Annotated in this window: 13 protein-coding genes; 5 read left to right on the top strand and 8 right to left on the bottom strand. The window is 44.1% G+C overall.

Annotated features, from left to right (window positions below; genetic code table 11):
• Nucleotides 1–223: 223 nt before the first annotated feature.
• The 7 genes from PZB74_RS09360 to PZB74_RS09330 form a co-directional block, all read right to left on the bottom strand.
• Nucleotides 224–2,347 (bottom strand): bifunctional aldolase/short-chain dehydrogenase, encoded by a 2,124-nt coding sequence (locus tag PZB74_RS09360; RefSeq protein WP_302242330.1) that lies wholly within the window; start codon nucleotides 2,345–2,347, stop codon nucleotides 224–226.
• A 101-nt stretch (nucleotides 2,348–2,448) separates the two neighbouring features.
• Nucleotides 2,449–2,628, bottom strand: a complete 180-nt coding sequence (locus PZB74_RS09355) for a hypothetical protein (protein WP_302242329.1) — start codon at nucleotides 2,626–2,628, stop codon at nucleotides 2,449–2,451.
• A complete protein-coding gene (locus PZB74_RS09350; RefSeq protein ID WP_302242328.1) occupies nucleotides 2,625–4,019 on the bottom strand; it encodes a purine-cytosine permease family protein in 1,395 nt (464 codons plus the stop codon). The genes PZB74_RS09355 and PZB74_RS09350 overlap by 4 nt, the downstream gene beginning before the upstream one ends.
• 1 nt (nucleotide 4,020) lies before the next feature.
• The gene (locus tag PZB74_RS09345) at nucleotides 4,021–5,454 is read right to left on the bottom strand and encodes an FGGY-family carbohydrate kinase (RefSeq protein ID WP_302242326.1); all 1,434 of its coding nucleotides are present in this window, start codon (nucleotides 5,452–5,454) and stop codon (nucleotides 4,021–4,023) included.
• A gap of 78 nt (nucleotides 5,455–5,532) precedes the next feature.
• Nucleotides 5,533–6,798, bottom strand: a complete 1,266-nt coding sequence (locus tag PZB74_RS09340; protein WP_302242325.1) for a sugar isomerase — start codon at nucleotides 6,796–6,798, stop codon at nucleotides 5,533–5,535.
• A 366-nt stretch (nucleotides 6,799–7,164) separates the two neighbouring features.
• Nucleotides 7,165–8,115 (bottom strand): NAD(P)-dependent oxidoreductase, encoded by a 951-nt coding sequence (locus PZB74_RS09335; protein WP_302242324.1) that lies wholly within the window; start codon nucleotides 8,113–8,115, stop codon nucleotides 7,165–7,167.
• A gap of 140 nt (nucleotides 8,116–8,255) precedes the next feature.
• Nucleotides 8,256–9,569 carry a phenylacetate--CoA ligase family protein gene (locus tag PZB74_RS09330; RefSeq protein WP_302242323.1) on the bottom strand — a complete coding sequence of 438 codons (1,314 nt, stop codon included), beginning with the start codon at nucleotides 9,567–9,569 and terminating at the stop codon, nucleotides 8,256–8,258.
• 273 nt (nucleotides 9,570–9,842) lie between these two features.
• On the opposite strand from PZB74_RS09330, the gene PZB74_RS09325 reads away from it, so the two are divergent.
• Nucleotides 9,843–10,517: a class I SAM-dependent methyltransferase gene (locus tag PZB74_RS09325; RefSeq protein ID WP_302242322.1), complete on the top strand. Its 675-nt coding sequence runs from the start codon at nucleotides 9,843–9,845 to the stop codon at nucleotides 10,515–10,517.
• Nucleotides 10,518–10,948: 431 nt separating this feature from the next.
• Entirely contained in the window at nucleotides 10,949–11,470 is a 522-nt protein-coding gene (locus PZB74_RS09320) for a hypothetical protein (protein WP_302242321.1), read from the top strand.
• Between the two features lie 70 nt (nucleotides 11,471–11,540).
• Here PZB74_RS09320 and PZB74_RS09315 read toward each other — a convergent pair whose 3' ends face one another.
• On the bottom strand, nucleotides 11,541–14,195 hold the full coding sequence (locus tag PZB74_RS09315; protein ID WP_302242320.1) for a M14 metallopeptidase family protein: 2,655 nt from the start codon (nucleotides 14,193–14,195) through the stop codon (nucleotides 11,541–11,543).
• A gap of 238 nt (nucleotides 14,196–14,433) precedes the next feature.
• Between PZB74_RS09315 and PZB74_RS09310 the strand changes: the two genes are divergently transcribed.
• The 3 genes from PZB74_RS09310 (at nucleotide 14,434) to PZB74_RS09300 (ending at nucleotide 20,198) form a co-directional block, all read left to right on the top strand.
• Nucleotides 14,434–15,210 (top strand): S1/P1 nuclease, encoded by a 777-nt coding sequence (locus tag PZB74_RS09310; RefSeq protein WP_302242319.1) that lies wholly within the window; start codon nucleotides 14,434–14,436, stop codon nucleotides 15,208–15,210.
• 321 nt (nucleotides 15,211–15,531) lie between these two features.
• Nucleotides 15,532–18,858 (top strand): VCBS repeat-containing protein, encoded by a 3,327-nt coding sequence (locus PZB74_RS09305; RefSeq protein ID WP_302242318.1) that lies wholly within the window; start codon nucleotides 15,532–15,534, stop codon nucleotides 18,856–18,858.
• Nucleotides 18,855–20,198: a vanadium-dependent haloperoxidase gene (locus tag PZB74_RS09300; RefSeq protein WP_302242317.1), complete on the top strand. Its 1,344-nt coding sequence runs from the start codon at nucleotides 18,855–18,857 to the stop codon at nucleotides 20,196–20,198. The genes PZB74_RS09305 and PZB74_RS09300 overlap by 4 nt, the downstream gene beginning before the upstream one ends.
• The last annotated feature ends 214 nt before the right edge of the window (nucleotides 20,199–20,412 follow it).

The raw sequence follows: 20,412 nt of genomic DNA, 5'->3' as shown, positions 1-20,412 counted from the left end.
GCTCTGGCTACGGCTGTCGTATAAATCCATTATGTAGTTGGTTGTTGCAAGTACTCTGAATATACTGATTATGCGGCGCTGCTACAAGAATAGCGCTAAGCTTTTGCTACTTCAGCCCTGGATGGAACCGGGTGGATATGGGTAGGCATACTAAAGTAAAGTACTGTCGAATAAAAAAGCCACTGCGATGTGCAGTGGCTAGGTTTAGGTAGTTTAGCAAAAACTAACGGACAAATGCCTGCGCTAGACCTCCGTCTACGTTGAGCACATTGCCTGTACTTTTGTTTAGTAATCCGCCAACCAGTACAAAAACCGCGTTGGCGATATCTTCTGGTTTAATAGTTTCGTTTAAAAGGGTGCGTTTGGCATAAAAGCTAGGAAGCTCTTCTAGGCTCACACCATATGCTTTAGCTCGGCCTTCTGCCCAGCCATTGGCCCAAATATTACTGCCTTCAATTACAGCATCGGGGTTAACCACATTGACGCGTATTTTGTCAGGACCTAACTCGGCCGCCAATAGCCTGGACATATGCAGCTGAGCAGCCTTAGCAGATCCATAAGCTACGTTTTTTGGACCGGATACCAAAGCATTTTTGCTCACAATATTTACAATATCACCGCCTAGCCCCTGCTGACGCATCATTTTGACACCTTGCTGACTGGTTTTGAACTGTCCTTTTACCATAACAGTATGCTGTATATCCCAGTCCTGATCAGTAGTATCTTCCAAAGCTTTAGAGATAGACAAGCCCGCATTATTGATCAGGATATCTACACCGCCAAACTGAAGCGCGGCCTCATGGTAAGCAGCCTCTATTTCCTCTTCAGAGGTAACATTCATGGTGATAGAGCGAACAGCGTCTTTGCCGTATTTACTTTCAAACTCTTTATGAGTCTCTAGCAGACGGTCCCCATTCATATCAGAAAGCACTACACAGGCCCCATGCTGCATAAAGATATCAGCTACAGCCTTACCAATTCCTCCGCCACTACCCGTAATCAGAGCTACTTTGCGCGAAAGTGGCTTTTCCGGAGGCATACGCTTGAGCTTGTCTTCTTCCAGTTGCCAGTATTCAATATTAAACGCTTCCTGCGCAGGAAGTGAAGTATACTCAGAAATAGCTTCTGAGCCCCGCATCACATTGATGGCATTGATATAAAACTCGCTGGAAACGCGGGCTGTCTGCTTGTTTTTTGCGAAAGTAAACATACCTACACCAGGCCACAAAATTACTACCGGATTAGGGTCTCGCATGGCAGGACTATCTTTGTGCTTGCACTCCTCGTAATAGTCCGCATACTCTTTGCGATACTGCTGGAAGGCGCCGTCCAGCTGTTTTTTTAGCGCTTCCTGATCGCTGAGGTCAGTATTTGCAGGAAGGAAATCCAGTACTAAAGGTCTGATTTTAGTGCGGAGAAAGTGGTCGGGACAGCTGGTACCCATAGGTGCAAGCTTTTCCAGATCATTGCTATTGATGTACTGAAGCACCTTTTCGTCGTCTGTAAAGTGCCCAATCATGGGTTTATGACTTGAGCAGTAGCCTCTGAGTAAAGGAGCAATACGTGCAGCCTGTTGCTTACGGTCATCCTGAGGAATAGACTCTAGCTTAGCTCCTCCAAATACAGGTCTTTTCTTGCCATAGTTCTCTTCCAGATAGCGCGAAGCTTTTTCAATAGTTTCCAGGCTATTAATGTAGCAGTCATAAGCATTGTCTGCCCAGGTAAACAGACCGTGGCTGCCTAACATAATTCCCGTGATGCCAGGGTTCTCGGCAAGGCATTTTTCCAGTTGAAGGCCAAGATCAAAGCCGGGGCGCTGCCAGTCTACCCAACCCAACTGACCATTGAACAGCTCCTGAGTAATTTGCTTACCATCTTTGGCAGCAGCTATAGCAATGATAGCATCAGGGTGTAGGTGATCTATGTGCTTAAAAGGCAGAAAAGCATGCAAAGGCGTATCAATGCTAGGAGCCTTAGAATCTAAGTCGTACAGGCAGTGATAGAAATAGCCTACCATCTCATCCTCATATTCTAACCCACGGTAGCGCTGCTTTAGGGCATGGAGCCTGTCCAGGTAAAGGCCAGCCAGTCCATTTCTCTTTAGCGAGCCTATATCTCCCCCTGAACCTTTAATCCACATTACTTCTTTATCTTCTCCGCTCAGCGGGTCTTTTTCAATAGTTTTGCAGCTGGTATTACCTCCTCCATAATTTGTGATCCGCAGATCTGCTCCGAGCATATTTGAGCGATAAAGGAGCAGTGCAACTTCGTCGCCCTCCAGTTCGCGGGCCTTCTCATGATCCCATAGGTATTGCACATGTTTGAATGAGCTTACTTCCTGTTCCATTACTTTATTTGGTTAAGTGCTGGTTATGTATTCAATGTTTTAACTATAATAAAGGTACGAGCCTCATGACAGCAAACCGTACTGTACCAACCTGTAGTAAGTTAGCTTGCCTCCTGGCTTTTGTTCATCCACAATGGAGCGCTTACAAACCAGATGAGTGTACCACAAAGCATAAGTTGCTTATGCAGATCGGCGCTAATGTAGTCGTAGAAATATAATATGGCCGGAAGCAGTGTGAGCACCAGCCCGATGAGGGAAAGTATTTTTACTATTGTTTTCATGGTGCGCTTTGTAGTTGAGTTGCACTTTTTTGCTGCATTAGTCGGCTAGCCACTATATAAAAGGAAGCTGCCAGAAACCAGCCGGGCAGGCCTAAGAAGAAGATTTCTATCCCTAATGTCATATTCAGGATAAGGCACAAGGCTAAAGTAGCAAACCAGGTAAATGCCGGAGCCCAATAAAAGCCGAGCCCCTTATGCTCAGCATAATTTTGTTTGAGTTTGAGCTTGGGAAGTATATAATAATCTATAAAAATGACTGCTCCCATAGGCATAAGCACCAAACCATAAAGAGCTACAAAGTCTAGTAACATCATCACCAGTGCCGGGAAGCAGGCTGCCAGCGTAGTAATCAGTCCTACTACCAGAGTAACCTTCCAGCGACGAACCTTGGGCATTATTCCCTGTATGGCTAGCCCTGCCCTGTAGATGGTAGGGTTGGCGGTAGTCCAGCCCGCTACTATTACACAAATTGCTCCGGCGGTACCTGCCGCGCTATACGCGATGGGGCCCGGGGCTATGGCTCCTGCTGCGGCAGCGCACAATATGCCTGAGGCAATCCAGGCTACAAAGTGGCCCAGAAAAATTCCGGTAGCTGATGAAAATCCGTACTGCCACTTTTTGGCATATCGTAAAATAGACATATCGGCCATACCAATGTGCATAGCCATGTTACAAAACCAGGCAAAGAACATCACATGCCAAAAGGTAAACTTACTTTGCCCTTCCGCCGGTATTCCTGTCCATATTTTAGCATCAGCGACAGCCCAGAAGTCGTCCAGAGAGGTAATACCCAATTCGGGCAGTGCAGCAAAGGCAGCGGCAATAAATACCAGTATCATCCAGGGGGCGGCAACATTGGCAAACTTAGAAACCTGCTCATACCCTAGCATGGCTACCAGTGTCATTACAGAGCCTACCGCAAAGACCGTGATTATCCAGCCGGGACCAGTAGGTAGCCAGTCGCCCAGCTCGGGCATAGCAATGTTAAAAGGAATACCAACAGCTGTCGCCGAAACGGCCATCATAGAGCCTGCCAGAAAACAGAACATCATGCCATTTACCAGATTATAGATGACAACCAGCTTGCGTCCACAAATCTTTTCCAGCTTAAAGTACAGTGTTTCGCGCACTCCTGTAGCAATAGGAGAGGTAATGTAAGCCCAACTTAACACGGCTAAAATATTACCTACGATTAGGCCGCTAAAAAGAGCACCTATGCTTACACCATGAGCCACAAAGAGAGGCCCAATTACAAACTCGGTACCCGCAGTATGTTCTCCGGCATACATACCCAAAAAACTGCGCAACCCCTTGAGTTTTGAGCTGGGGACAGGGGTGCGCTCATATTCTTCTATACTGTTTAGTTTATCTACAACACTTTTGTCTTTCATATTACTGGCTGACTAATTGGTATTGATTGAGTTCTGCTAAAGCGGTAGGACGAATAAGTTTAAACTGCTCAAAGAGATGATCCAGGCTACTTTCTCGGTTCCAATGCCGATGCATAACCAATGCGGCTCCTAATGCTGAGGCGCCATCCAGATTGGCTACGTACAGGTCTACATCCCGATAGTAGCTGGCTAGCAGTTGTAAGAAAAGCTGGTTTTTGCAGAAGCCTCCACTCACAAATATTTTCTCAGGTTTGGAATTGCCTCTGGCCAGCTTAAGTGAGGTAGTTTGAATACCAACAATATCAAGCATCAGCTGATGGTAGGCTTCCTCAAAGCTATTAAATTGTGAAAGGTCATTTTCTGGCCCTACATAGTCGGGCATAGGGCCGGTGCCCTGCATAGTCTGCGGATAAAATTTCTTGCTACTGCCATGATTGTCGCGTAGCAGATTGAGCAATATTTTATTATCCAGTTTAAGCTTGTGATGATAGTCTTCCGATTTCTGAAAATGAACAGCAATCCTTTTCACCTGATAATCATGCTCTTTGCCCAGAAATGCTCGTGAAGCCTTTACCGGATTACCGCGGTAGTCCATGTAGTGGAGGCAATCTCTTTTGAGCTCTTCTTTGGTAAGAGGCTCCTGACTAAAGGGGTTGAGCGTGATGTTCCAGGTGCCGGTAGAGATAAGCATAAACGGATCGCGAAAGCCCATCAGGTAGGGTACCAGAGCAGCAGAACTATCGTGGATACCCACCCCACACATAATAGAGCGCAACCTGCTACTTACTGTGGTATAGCTGTAGGTAGACACCATGGGAGGAAAGAGCGAAGCGAGCTTTTCTTCGTAAATCCAGTCGTGACTTCGGTCATTCCAAAAATCCCACAGGCCGGTATGGCAGCCAATGCTGGTGATCTCAGAAAAGGGTTTCTTATGCAACACATAGCTAAAAAACTGCGGCAGATGTAGTGTGCGCTTTATTTTTTCAAAGACTTCCGGTTTTTTGTATTTAAGCCAGTAGAGCTGTAGACCGGAGTTAAGCATGCCTAACACCGGAGAGGCCGTTTGTCGGCTAAACTCTTCTCTACCGCCATATGCTTCATAAAACTGATCTGCCAGCTCCTGAGGAAAGGGCTTCAGATAGTTGTATAGAGGAGTAGCTGGCGCCCCTTTTTCATCCAAATGGACGAGACTGGCACCGTAGGCAGACACATTAACAGCCTGTACGTCCAGGTCATCTCTCTTTTTTATATCCTTATAACTCTTTTTTATCCACTGGCATACTCTGATCAGATCATCTGCAGGGTATCCGTCGTCATCAGTAATCTCGCGGAAGGATCGGCTCTCTTCATGTACGATCTGGTACTGACGGTCAAAAAGAATGAGCTTTTTGTTCGTCTTGCCAATATCGTAGATGGCAATAACAGGTATGGACATAGATCTGCTCGTTTTAGGTTGTTGTATGCTTATCTGTATGCTCTGTAGTTGTTGTATACTTTCTTCTGCAAACTGCTTCTACAGCCCGGTAGCAGCCACTTCACTTCCTCTGCTTTCTATCAACTGCTCACGTACCTGTAGCTTGCGGTACAGCTTAAGAGGATATAATGCTGCCTGTTTTCTTAGCCTGGCTTCGGCCAGCAATGGCCTGACATCGGTACGGAAGGCATCCTGCAAAATTTCCTGGCAAAGGCTGACATCTTTTTCTTCCTGAGCTTTTTTCAAAGCTTCTTTATCTATCAATAGGGCCTGAGCATAGGCAATTAGTATCGCTTCTACCGACTGTAGCAAGTCCTCCAAAGGATCTTTTATATTATGGCTGGCATCTATCATCCAGGCAAAATCTTCACTTTCCATTCCCTCTACCAGCTCTAAAAATATTAGGTATAGCTGATAGGGTTTGATGCTACCCACTGTCAGGTCATCATCGCCATACTTAGAATCGTTGAAATGAAAACCACCCAGCTTGCCTTCCATCATCAGGCCGCTTACAATCTGCTCTATATTAGTATTAGGTAAGTGATGGCCCAGATCTACCAGCGAATAGGCTTTTTTTCCTAGCTTGGAGGCGAGTAGGAAAGAGCTACCCCAGTCCTGTATTACAGTGCTGTAAAAATTAGGCTCATAGGGTTTATACTCTACAAACATACGCCAGTCGTCTGGTAGGTGTGCATAAATCTGCTGTAGAGAGTCCAGTGTGTATTCAAAGCTTCGGCGAAAACTTTGCTGCCCGGGAAAACTACTACCATCTGCCAGCCAAACTGTAATAGATTTGGAGCCTAAAGCTTCGCCATGCCGGATCACTTCTATATTATGAGCTACGGCCTGCGCCCTCACCTCTTTGCTATAATCTGCCAGAGAGCCAAACTTATAGGAGTGTGGCTGCCCCACCTGATCCTGAAAAGTATTAGAGTTTACTGCATCAAATTTAATGTTAAGTTCAGCAGCCAGTGAGCGAATAGCTTCGTAGTTTTCCGGTATATCCCAGGGAATGTGCAGAGAGACCGCTCCACTATTGCCGTTGAGCGCATGGAGCAGACCGATATCTTCTAGCTTTTCTTCCAGCGAACGTGGTTCTCCTCCTCCTGCAAAGCGGCCAAAGCGTGTGCCTCCGGTACCTAGCGCCCAACTAGGAATAGCAATCTGCATAGCCATAAGCTTTTGAATTACATGCTCAAGCTCATTAGCATTATTTCGCATGTGTTGAAGTGCGTTTAATTTGCGATGATGCTCCTCGTGAGCCTGCTCATTAAACTGCCGAATAATATCAGGTTGTATTCTCATATTGTGTCAAAGTCTAATCAGCCCGGTAATTAGGCAAAAGTTCAGGTATTTCTATCCTGCACTACCCTGAGCACAACTAATAAATGTTTAAAAAAAGCCTTAGCTATGCTAAATAGCTTAATTAAGTTGGTTAATTTATTTGGTATTTTAAAATTTTCATAAAGCTAAATACCTTGCTTATAGCGCTTGCCCTAGTCCGTTTATCTGCTTTAGCCTGTGGTTTAAGAATTGAATAAAGCACATATAAGCGGTTCTTTTTAAATGAAAGCTTATGTTGAGGAAAGTCTTAAAGCCAGAGTTTAAAGAAAAAAAACTCTCCCATACAACAAGGTACAGGAGAGTTAGGTAATTAGTAATTTCTAATGATCATACGATGTTTAGCCCCTTACCTCTTTCAAAGAAGTACATAAGGTTGGCTACTGCCTCATGAGTCATTTCCGTTCTGGACTCTATAGTTTCAGTACCAATATGTGGGGTAAGCACTACATTATCCATCGCTTTGAAAGCTTCTGAAAATTTGGGTTCCTGCTCAAACACATCCAGGGCAGCCCCTGCTATTTTTCCTTCCTGCAGATAAGTAAGCAGAGCAGACTCGTCTACTACGGCTCCTCTCGCAGTGTTAATCAGAAAAGCACTTTCTTTCATAATGCTTAGTTGATGCGCCCCAATCATATGGTGGGTAGAATCTGTAAGAGGTGTATGCAATGAGACAATATCTGACTGTTGAAGTAGCTCATCCAAGGAGGTGTAGCGCGCGCCACTTTCCTGCTCAAATTTATTGAAGATAGGCGTTCTGTTATGGTAGATTACCTGCATACGAGCAGCCAATGCGCGACGAGCCAGGGCTCTGCCGATTTTTCCCAGCCCTACAATACCCAAAGTTTTACCATACAGGCTATGTCCTATGTGCTGACGCATCATGCCCCAGTAGAAGTCAGGATCGCTGCGCAGGTGTCGGTCACACTCTGTGATCCTCCTGAGCAGGCTATGCATCAGGCCAAAAGCAAGCTCTGCCGTAGCTTCAGTAACTGCTGTAGGTGTGTTAGTAACTACAATTCCTTTTTCCTTCGCGAAAGCCACATCAATTTTATCAACACCTGCTCCGTAGTTGGCAATGATTTTCAAATTTGTTCCACGCTCAATCATCTCCTGATCTACTTTGAGGCTGGCCGCCAGCAGGGCGTCACAATCTACTATTCGCTCCATAATTTCATCGCGACTAAACTTTAGCTGATCTGGAGTAATGAGCGTATGCTGCTCAGCCAGAGATTGCAAACCCGCCTCCGGCAAACGGTAAGACACAAGAATTTTTGCCATAAAAAATTGATGTTATCCAATCGATAAATATGCTACCTAAATATAGATGATTCTGTACAAAGATGCTGATTAAGCCCAACAAATCAAGCTGCCAATACTGCTAAAAACATATTGTCAGAATGATAAGGTGAAACTTAGTTCTAAGAGAGCTGTGCCGCTGACTTCGTGTGAAGCATTTGTTGGGTATGTTTTTTAAGGAAGTAATTAACCACCAGTTTGTACTTACCTGTCTTACTGCGAATTATTTTACTATCAGCTACTTTATGAATACTAAACACCGCATCATCGCCCACAAATTCTCTCAGTTTTTTGTTTAAAAAACTCTCATCCTCAGCCCTAAACTTATCTCCAGGGACTATGTTTACCTCAAAACACTCAGGACGGTACTGTACTATCTGTGCCTTACACAAATTTGGCACCCTGTCAAAAGCTCCCCATAACAACCCGATCCGTGTGCCATCTCGCAAAATTAGCTTATCATCACTTCTACCCTGTATATGGCTTACAGTGTATCTGCATGATTTTGTGCGCTTTACCATAGGTTTGATGATATCATCTACACGATAGTTGATTAATGGAAAACAGCTATTACTAAGTCCTGTGCTTAGCAGATAATCCTCGTAAAAGGTCTCAAAAGAGTAAAGAGGCAAGTTTTCATAATTACCATCCTCCTTTTGCTGTAGAGCTATTGTTCTTTCGGCATTGCCGTACCAGTCGGCAATTTTACAATTGAAAGTCGCCTCTATTTTGTTGCGCTGATGGCCGTATAGTGTTTCGGAAGAGGTAAAGACCAGCGGTATTTCAAAGCAAGTGTTAAGCGAGTGAAAAAGATTCGCCAGACTTTCTACCGAACTAGGGTAAGCCAAAATAGCATTCGGCCTGAATTTACTTATTTTATCATAATACCAGCGGGCGTTTTTTTGGCTCAGGTGGTAGCTGGAAAGCTCCAGCGTTTTGGCAAAGGGATCATATATTTCTTTACAGTCGCGCCGTAGGTTCCCCTTAAGCACTACTGTCTTCATTCCTGGTGTATGGCCCAGCTTCATACGATACGCCCACTGATAGGCTCCTTCCTCTATAGTAGACTGATAGTTGCGATATACCTGCGTAGGCTTGCCTGTTGTGCCGCTAGTGTAGGCAGATACCCTGTTACACTTATTACCTATAAATATTTCCCGACAATGATCTCTTACCTCTTTCTTGGTCAGTACCGGTAGCTGAGTAACATCTTCTACCGTTTGTATCTGACCGATATGCACCGCATGCTCCTGATAAAACTTTCGGTAAAAAGGGGAATGTTTGTAAGCTCGTCTAAGGAGATTAATAAACTTCCTGTTTTGTTCTTCTTTCAGTTGTTGCTCACTCCATTGCTCCTGCTTCTGTACAGCTTTAAGCCTTTGGTAAAAATAATAGTTGTAGCGTAGTTGTTGGTTAATGTATTGTTTCAGTAACATATTGGTATTCTTAGCTTAGGTTGATACCTCATCTACGATCATGTGAGCCAGTTCGGATTTGTATGGCAACATGTTTTCAGCAGTAAAATTCTGAGCATAAGCAAAGCATACTTTCACCCTAAAATTCGTACAACTTTGCCTATATTGAATACTAGTAAATTTCTCTTTTATTTCCACCCTGTTTGCTCAGGATTTTGTATAATCCCGTAAGTAAAATTTACAAGTGGCTTAGTCGGGTAGCCGACTTTAGCCGTACGTTTTATTAAAATTAATATGATGTCTACCAGAGATCAGTTGTACCCCTACGCTAATGGGGAAGCATTTCAGAACCAGACTACCAAAGCAGTTTTTGAGGATATCTACAAACAAAGTAGCTGGAATATCAATACCCAAGAATCTGTTTCGGGAGAAGGCTCTAACCTTGAACAGACAGCTACATTAAGAAGAGAACTGCCTGAAATTCTTAATCAGCTAAAGGTAAAAAGCATCCTGGACATACCCTGCGGAGATTTTTACTGGATGAGTAAAGTGTCTTTAGATCATGTTGCATACACCGGAGCCGATATTGTAACTGAGCTGGTAAAACAGAATCAAACCACCTATGGCAAAGAAGGAAGACAGTTTATAGAAAAAAACCTTCTGGAAGATTTATTACCAAAAGTAGATCTGATCTTTTGCCGAGATTGTCTCGTGCACTTTTCTATCGCGGATGTATATAAAGCTATTGCTAATATCAAAAAAAGTGGTGCTCAATACCTGATGTCCACACATTTTACGCAAGAAGATGAGAACAAAGATATTGTTACCGGTGGCTGGCGACCACTAAACTTCTGCCTTCACCCATTTAATTTTCCTAAGCCTTTAGCATTGCTCAACGAAAACTGTAGTGAAATGGAAGGGGCTTTTCAGGATAAATGCATGGCTGTATGGCGGGTTGCTGAGCTATAATTTTGGAGGAGTAAGTATAGGTATTGGTATAACATTTTTATGATAAAATAGATATCAACACATCAAAATTACGGGTAAAAACGTTTAAATACTGAGGTAACTTCGTCTTGCTCTACACTCATACAAGTATTTGTGTATGAGCCTAAAAAAGGTTTTTGCCGTATCTGTGGTACTACCCAGATGCAAAATTTTGAGGATGTATAAAAAATAAGAATAATAGACATCAAAAGCATTTTTTTGTATATTCCATCATGCCACAAAAAGTCAACCGCAGATAATTTACAATTGAAATGAAGCGTTTTCTGTAAAAGTACCGAAGGTAATAGGAAATAGCACCTTAAACAGTTTTTCCTGTTTCACTTCATGGTACACCTAGTATATACCCAACATAAGATGCACAAGTGCCAGGGTCAACTCTAAATATGTATGCCATGAAATTACTTGCAATACTGTCTATATTTCTTCTCACTGCTTTTAGTAGCGACCTCCGCGAGCCGGATTGGTATAAGAATGGAGACAAAGCCTATGCCTATGACTTTATTACCCAAAACATAAAAAAGAAACAGGTACTACATCTACGGTCCAATCAGGAGAGTGTAAAGGGGTGGGGCACTATTATGAAAAATATTTCATCTAAGCCCTTTAAAGGTAAGAAGATTAAGTTTACTGCTTCTGTTAAAACTGAAGATATCAAAGGCTGGGTAGGGCTCTGGATGCGCGTAGCTGATACTAAAACCAACGAAATTTACGCGTACGAAAATATGGTGAGTCATGCGATAAAAAACACCCAGGACTGGCGAGACTATTCTATAGTGTTAGATGTAGCTCCGGAAAGCGATATTGTCTCTTACGGCGTATTGTTGAACGAAGCAGGAAAGGTATGGATGAAGGATACCAAGGTAGAAGTATTTACTGGTACCTCACCCGAAATTAAAGTAAACAAAGCGCGCTAAAATCTCTTTTTTTTTGTAGGATTAATTATAAGCAGACAGGCACATGAAAATTTCATGTGCCTGTCTGCTTTTACATACCGGGCAGCAACATCACTGCATTTTGCATCATGCGAGAAGGCCCTCTCCAGAACATACGGTACTGAGTATTATCTAATAAAAAGACGACTTTACCTTGCCCCATAGGTTTTACAGCAGCAAAGGTATGCCCTGCCAGCTTTTGCAGATTCTCTTGGGAGGCATAGCCAGACGCCAGCAGCCGCTCAGCCTCACGATTATAATAACCAACAGTTTGCAGACCGGGATCTGCCAGAAGCGCATCGCTGCCAAACTTAAGAGTATAGAGATGATCGTCCAGTCCAAAAGCCAGAGGGTGCGAGTCGTCGATATTAGCGTTTAGCGCAGAGCCTGGTACTCGCTTCCACCCATAGTACTCTTCCCTATCTTCGTAACGCAGATATTTTGCCTCTTCGGTGCTATCTTCATCAGACACTACCATTTCTACATCTGTAAAACCAGATTTATCTTTGGTAAAATAGTGTGCAGACTCTTCGGTAGCGATAAGCGTACCTCCGGCACTCACCCATTCCTTCAGACTTTTAAGCGATTCTTTATCAAACACCGCCTCCATATCATCGGTGCCGGGTAGCAGGAGTACATCATAGTCATAGAGATTAGTATAGCCATAGCGGCGCCCCAGTTTGGGTAGCGAGGTCTGGCTCAGGGTATTAGCCCGAATACGAGAAATAGGGAAATGTGTATCCTGATCAAACAAAAACCACAGTTGCCCTGAAGTATATACAGAAAAGGGCTGATCTATGAGCATGGCAACTTTAGGCTTAAAAAGTGTCTCACTATCTCTGGAAGAGAGATCAATACCATTTTGCATGCGTCCGCTGTTGAGCCCAGTTATTCTGACCTGCGCCTCTTCTGCTACTTCTCTCATATCGGCCTGTATCTCTTTGTCGCTTTTGCTGTTTCTGCCCATTAACACGATTATAGAGCCTCGCGAGAATTGCGTATCCCCACTGCCAAAAGGCTGTTTGGCACTCCGTACCTGATATCCTTTGTCCCACAGTAGCGCCAGGGCTTTGGGCGCATAGCGCTGCTTCCAGTCTACGACAAAAGCATAACTTGCCTCCTCATTTTCTACTCCACTGGCATAAGTTGGAGCGGTTTCCAGCACCCGGGTATTAACATTCACAGCTTGGCTACTGGAATATACTTCAAGGTTATAAGCTAGTGGAGCGGACCAGGTAGCCATATCGTACATTACAGAATCTTCAATCTCCATCTGGCGCTGCATCACCGAATTGATAAACAAATGTTTGGGCTGGTTGGTAGAAATAATGAAGCTACCCGCGGCAAAGTTTTTCTGACTACTATTGCCGTAAGCGTATTCTATGGCATTTCGGACAGAAAAATCATTTTCCGCACGCTCTACCTTTACGCCATGGCTCATTAGCATGTCTATTACATTGTACAGATAAGTGTCCGGCTCATCCGGCAGTATATATGCTTTTACATCTGACTTGCTATTAGCCGGATTCATAGCATTATAGAAGTACTGAAGAAATATCTTTTTATGCTCTGCCGCTTTGGCAAAGGTGGCAAAAGACGTTGTATAATGATCAAACACTCTATTACGAAGTGTCAGTACAAAGCTGTCGTCTGTCTCAATGGCCCGGCCTCCACCGATGCCTCCCTGCTCTGTTAGCATGCCTATAGCTCCCATTACACTAGGGTAACTAGACCCATAGCCAGGATAGAAAAAGTCGAAGGCCTCTCGTGTAAAGTAAGAGATCTGGTTTTCGTCAAAGGCCTTTACATTAGCCATACCAAAGGTATCTGCCAGTGCTTCATAGCGATCAGGAAGGAGCAAATTACGGGGAGTAGTGCCCGGCGTAGTAAAGTAGTTACTATTATAGCCCTGCTCATGATAGTCTACATGCACCTGCGGCATCCATTGCTGATAAGTAGCGATATGTCCGCGCGACTCCGGGTGCACCAGCCATACCCAGTCGCGGTTTAGGTCAAACCAGTAATGGTTAGTTCGCCCCTGCGGCCAGGGCTCGTCATGCTCCACATCAAAAGGCTCGTGCGCCACCACCTCTCTCTTCATGGCATTATACCAGTAAACATATCGGTCGCGCCCGTCTGGATTAATACAGGGGTACATAATAATGACTGAGTTATCGAGAATCTGGGCTGTCTCCTCATCCTCTGCGGCCGCCAGGCGGTAAGCTACCTGCATAGCGGCTTCGGTACTGGAAGTTTCGTTTCCATGAATGTTGTAGCTCATAGAAGTGATTACAGGCTGCTCAGAAATAAGCGCATCAGCCTCGGAGCCGTTCAAAGAGGTAGGGTCTGCAAGACGCAGGTTATTTTGCCTGATCTCTTCTATATTTTGTTGATTAGCCTCCGAAGAAATCACCAGATAGACCAGCTCACGCCCCTCGTAGGTTTTGCCGTAGCTACCCAACGTTACTTTGGGAGAGGCCTCTGCCAGCGTTTCCAGATAACGGACTACATTGAGATAAAAAGTAAGCTCTTCGCCTAGTTCATAGCCCAGAAAATCTGCCGGAGAAGGAATGGATGTATCATAGCTTAGTTCCGGATCAAAAGCATATTTTTCGTCTAGCAGTTCTACTTCCTGCGCCTGTACGCGCACAAGCAGACAGAGAAAAAGACACAAGGCAGTTAGAATTTTGTGTAGTTGGTGTTTCATATAAAACATAGAATTTCTTGTGAAATCCTAAAATATTGAAAGATTAGCAAAGCCACCTCATAAAACACCTTTCAATTGAGCTGCAAATTCTTAACAATGCTAAAAATTTTGACTACAGCCCTTTTTGAAAAAATCTATATGCTTTAAAATGGTATGGCCCACGGTAATTAACAGCAACATAATCCTGATAGCACACAGTGCTAGCGTATATTTTTTTAAGTTTGCCAAAAAAACTTCTATGTATAAAGTTACTACTCTGCTCATAGCTTTTTTTGTACAGCTAGTGTATACCCCCCTTTTCGGGTGGGGACAAATCGGCCATAGAGCCGTCGGTCAGATTGCGGAATGGCATCTGAGCAAGAAAGCCACAAAAAATATCAGCCAAGTATTGGGACCACTCTCTCTGGCAATGGTTAGCACCTGGATGGATGAAATCCGTTCCGACGATGCTTATGACTATACCAACACCTGGCATTGGGTAACCATACCTGACAATACCAGCTATAATGCCGACATACAGGAAGAAGCGGGAGATGCCTTTGGCATGACTCAAAAGATTATTGCTGCACTTAAAACAGATACCTTAAGTCAGCAGGAAGAAAAAGAGTACCTGATGATGCTCGTACATCTGGTAGGAGACCTGCACCAGCCCCTGCATGTAGGCAATGGCGAAGACCGCGGAGGGAATGATGTTAAAGTGGAGTGGATGGGAGAGCCCTCCAACCTGCACCGCGTATGGGACAGTGATATGATTGACGGAAAGCAACTAAGCTATACCGAACTGGCACAGCACCTTAACCGCAGAGCTACCGAAAGGCTGGTACAGCAGTGGCAGTCTTCCAGCCCCGAACAATGGCTTGCCGAAGCCATGGAACTACGCCCTCAGGTTTATGATGTTCCCGATAACAAGCGCCTGGGTTATCAGTACTCATACCAGAATTACGCTACAGTAGAGCATCAGCTTCTTGTAGCAGGCGTACGTCTGGCTGGTATTCTTAATGAGATTTACGGATAAACGCTGCCTCCTAAGTTCTTTCTCAGTTTTTACTGCTAAGCAATAATCACTATTAAGGCAAACCTTTTCTGGTTTGCCTTATTCTTTCTATTTCTATACATTTCTTGTTATAAATCCGTAGCCAACCTTAAGTTTTACTTCTTTTTACTAGCGTTGAGCAGGCAAAATCAGCTATATTTGAAAGTATTACCTAAGTCAAAAGTCAATAGTTAACCTGCCGGAGCTTAGTCTGGCAAGTGAGAAAGAAAAGTATCACTTACGCAATTATCACTAAAATTGCTTCTCATCTATATTACTGTCTTGCGCTAAGTTTGTAAAGTTATGAATGAACTACTACCCCCCCGCCCTTTCTTCTATTGCCTGTTTCTCTTGTTCTTAATTTCTCCTTTTAAAATGCTGGCACAGGAGCAAGCGCTTTTTAAACTACGGCCAGCGGGCAAAACAGGTATCCACTTTAAAAATCAGCTTAAAGAAGATGAGAAGCATAACATCCTTACCTACGAATATTTTTATAACGGAGGGGGCGCGGCCATTGGCGATATTAATAATGATGGGCTGGAAGATGTCTTTTTTACAGCTAACATGGGTAAAAATGCGCTATACCTTAACCAGGGAGACTTTAAATTTGAAGACATCAGCAAAACTGCCGGGCTGGAAGGGCGTTCCGGCTCATGGAGTACCGGGGTTACTATGGTAGATATCAACCAGGATAATTTACTGGATATTTATATATGCTACTCCGGATGGCAAAACGAAGAAGCCCGTCGTAATGAGCTGTACATTAACCAGGGAAATAATCAGTTTAAGGAGCAGGCTGCTGATTACGGGCTGGACGATCCTTCTAACAGCACCCAGGCCGCCTTTTTTGATTTTGATAAAGATGGTGACCTGGATATGTATCTCCTTAACCATAATACCACCGTTATTTACGAGGTAGAATATAATGATGTACGCGACACCCGCCACCCCACCGCTGGAGATAAGCTCTACGAAAACGTAGATGGACGCTTTGTAGATGTTAGCGAGCAGGCAGGTATTAAAGGTAGCCCATTAGGCTTCGGGCTGGGCATTGCTATTGCCGATATTAATGGCGACGGCTGGCAGGATATTTACGTTTCCAACGACTATATAGAGCCGGATTACCTTTATATTAATCAGCAGGATGGCACCTTTAAAGATCAGATGACGGACTATTTTCAGCACATCTCTTACTTTTCTATGGGCTCAGATGTAGCCGATATGAATAACGATGGACTGGTAGATATTTACACGCTGGATATGCTCCCTCAGGATAATGAGCGTCAAAAACTGCTGTACGGCCCGGACAATTACGAGCACTATGCCCTTATGGTAATGAATGGCTTCTACCACCAGAACATGCGAAATATGCTGCATCTGAATAGCGCTACCGGACCCGACGGCCATACTACCTTTAGCGAAGTAGGTCAGTTAGCAGGCATATCCAATACAGACTGGAGCTGGTCTTCGCTTTTTGCTGATTTTGATAATGATGGCTGGAAAGATCTTTTTGTTACCAATGGCTACTATCGTGACTATACGAATCGTGACTTTCTGAAGTACAAAGGAGATTACTTCTTTCAAAAGGCCGTGAAGCAGGAAAAAGCAGACACCTTTCAGTTGGTAAGTAATATGACATCAACACCCCTACAAAATTACATCTTCAGAAACAATGGTCGCCTTGCCTTTGAAGACAAAAGCAATGAGTGGGGTTTTGATGATAAAACCTTTTCTAACGGAGCGGCCTACGGAGATTTAGATAATGACGGCGACCTGGATTTAATCGTTAATAATTTAAATGCTCGCGCCTTTGTATACCAGAATCTTAGCCGGGAACTAAAGCCCGAATATAATTACCTTAGCCTGGAGCTTAATGCCCAGAAAGGAAGTGCTTTGGGTAGCAAAATCAAAGTATATACGCAGGGAGAGGTTCAGTATTTTGAGTACATGCCTACCCGAGGCTTTCAGTCTTCTATGAGTAAGCGTATCCATATTGGGTTAGGAGAAAGTAACAGAGCAGATTCTGTGGTTATTATCTGGCCTTCTGGCAGTAAACAGGTGATTAAAAAGCTAAAAGCGAACCAGCACCTTAGCCTAGAGGAAAAAGGAAAAAACGAAGATCATCCCAGTGCTACACCGAATCACTACCTGTTTGAACAAACCAACGCATTGATTCCTTTCCAGCATCAGGAGTATGCTTATAACGACTTTAAAAGGCAGCCTCTACTTATGAACATGCTTACCAGCTGTGGACCTACCATGGCAATGGCTGATATCAATCAGGATGAACGCCTTGACATTTTTGTAGGCTCTTCTAAAGGAAGCTTTGGAAAAGTTTATTTGCAGACCAGCAATGGCACATATACTGAGGTTGAGCAGAAGTTTACTACGCAAGATATGCTCAATACAGATGCGGATGCTACATTTTTTGATGCCGACGGAGATGGCGACCTGGACCTGTACGTGGCTAGCGGCGGTTATCAGGATTTCCGACCACAAGACTTTGTATTGCAGGACTACCTTTACCTTAATGATGGACAAGGCAATTTTGAAACTGCTAGTGATGCTTTGCCCTCTATGCTGGTGAGTAAATCCTGCGTGTTGCCTGCTGACTTTGATCAGGATGGTGACACTGACCTTTTTGTAGGAGGAAGAGTTATTCCTGGCCAATACCCCCAAACTCCACAAAGCTATCTCTTGCAAAATGATGGTCAGGGTAAATTTACGGTTCTAGCTCCCGAGCAGGCTGAAGGGCTTAGCAACATAGGCATGGTTACCGATGCCAAATGGACAGACTTGAATGCTGATGGACGAGAAGATCTTATTGTGGTAGGAGAGTACATGCCCATCACTATTTATCTCAACCAGGGCAATGCCCAATTTGTAAACGCTACAGAAACATTTTTTGAAAAGCCCCTTACCGGCTTATGGAACAAAATTCTGCTGGAAGATTTTGACAATGACGGCGATTTGGATATAGTAGCAGCCAATTTCGGGCTTAACTCACAACTACAGGTGAGCCCGCAGGAGCCTCTTCAGATGGTGTACAAAGACTTTGATAATAATGGCTCTATTGACCCCATCCTTACCTACTACATCAAGGGAGAGGCTTATCCCTTTGCCAGCCGTGGCGAGCTGCTGGACCAGATCTATAACAAACGGCAGAAGTTTACTACCTATGCTGACTATGCGAATGCTAAATTGGAAGATATTTTTAGCAAAGAGGAGTTAGAAGGAGCTCACACCCTTACTGCCGAAACCTTAGAAACGCTTTATCTGGAAAATGAGGGAGAAAAATTTAGCGCCCATAACCTGCCCAGAGAGGCACAGTTTGCACCAGTATATGCAATGACCACTCTTGACTATAATCAGGACGGAAACCAGGATTTGTTACTGGCTGGTAACCAAAGCGCTATTCGTATCCGTATGGGTGTAATTGATGCTAACTACGGCCAGCTTTTTGCCGGAGACGGAAAAGGCAACTTTACCTATATACCTCAGGCAGAGTCCGGCTTAAAACTTAAGGGCGATGTCAAATCATTAGAAAAAATACAGATTAACGATGACACCTATCTGCTGGTAGGTATAAATAATATCGGAATAGAGTCATACAAACTGAATAAACCATGAGATTCAGCTTATTGAGCCTTTTGCTATGCTTTTTACTAAGCAGGGCGCAGGCTATACCGCCATCCCGAGAGATTGAAAAAGCACAGATTAAAGATTTTACAGATCAGCTTTTTGAGATTTCCTCTGTAATGCTGCATGATGTCATTAACCCACCTGCCGCAGCGCGTTTTTATGCTTATGCTACGCTAGCTGCCTATCAGGTAGTTGTTAACAACAGTGAGCACTATCCTTACTTAAGTGAAAAATTTAAAGAGGTACCAGAGTTTGAGATGCCTCAGGCTCCCGAATCGTTAAATATAGCTTTCGCCTCTACCTACGCCATGCTTGCATTGGGAGAGAAGATACTACCCTCTGGTTATATGCTTCAGGATAAGCAAAATGCTTATGCAGATAGCTTTCAGCAAAACTATGTACTCAGCGATCTGACGTTGGATGAAAATATACAATATGCCAGAGCCGTGGCCTCTGAGGTATTAGCCTATGCAGGTAGCGATGGTTATTCCCGGTTAAGCACTTATACACGTTACATTCCTACGCAAAAAGAAGGACACTGGTACCCTACGCCTCCGGCATACATAGAAGCTATAGAGCCCAGCTGGATGCACGTACGTCCCTTCTTCATGGACTCTGCCAATCAGTTTTCGCCTCCTCCTCCAGCCCCTTTTAGTTTGGATACAAGCAGCAGCTTCTACCAGCAGACGATGGAAGTTTACCATACCGTAAAAGATGTTAATGATGAGCAGGAAGAAATCGCCAACTTCTGGGATTGCAACCCTTTTGCCGTAAAGTTTACCGGACATATGGCTATCGGACTCAAAAAAATTACGCCGGGCGGCCACTGGATGGGCATAGCTGGTATCGCCTGCGAAAAGGCTGACATTTCCCTGAAACGAGCTGTATTTGTGCATGCCTTGCTTGCTTTAAGCCTACATGATGCGTTCATTAGCTGCTGGCACGAAAAATACCGTAGCGATAGAATTCGTCCTGAGACCGTGATAAATCGCTATATAGACCAGAAGTGGAAACCTATACTACAGACGCCGCCTTTCCCTGAGTATACCAGCGGTCATAGTGTAGCCTCTGCCTCCGCTGCTGTAATACTCACCCAGCTTTTAGGAGAAAATTTTGCATTTGATGACGATTCGGAGGTTTATTTTGGATTACCTATACGCTCCTTCTCCTCTTTTACTCAGGCTGCCAATGAGGCTGCCATATCTCGCCTGTACGGAGGTATACATTTCCGCGATGCTATAGAAGATGGAGTAGCAGAAGGCAAAGCTATCGGGCACTATATACTTAATAAACTGGCACTAAACGTAAATAGCTATTCCGGAAAATAGATTATAATACTAAAGCCACTAGCTTAAATAGCCGCAGTCCGTACGGCTAAGCACATGATACTGACTAAGCATCAAATATTAACACTGACAGTCCAATACCAGGTTTAAGGCTTCTGCACAATAGCCATCGCGTATATATGTGCATGACTTTGGCCAGAATGGTAAGAGGGAGTTTATTCTTAACTGCTATGCTCCTCTGGATAGCCAGGCTTAT

Source organism: Porifericola rhodea, from assembly GCF_030506305.1.
GTDB lineage: Bacteria > Bacteroidota > Bacteroidia > Cytophagales > Cyclobacteriaceae > Catalinimonas > Catalinimonas rhodea.
This window is presented reverse-complemented; position numbering and strand designations above follow the sequence as displayed.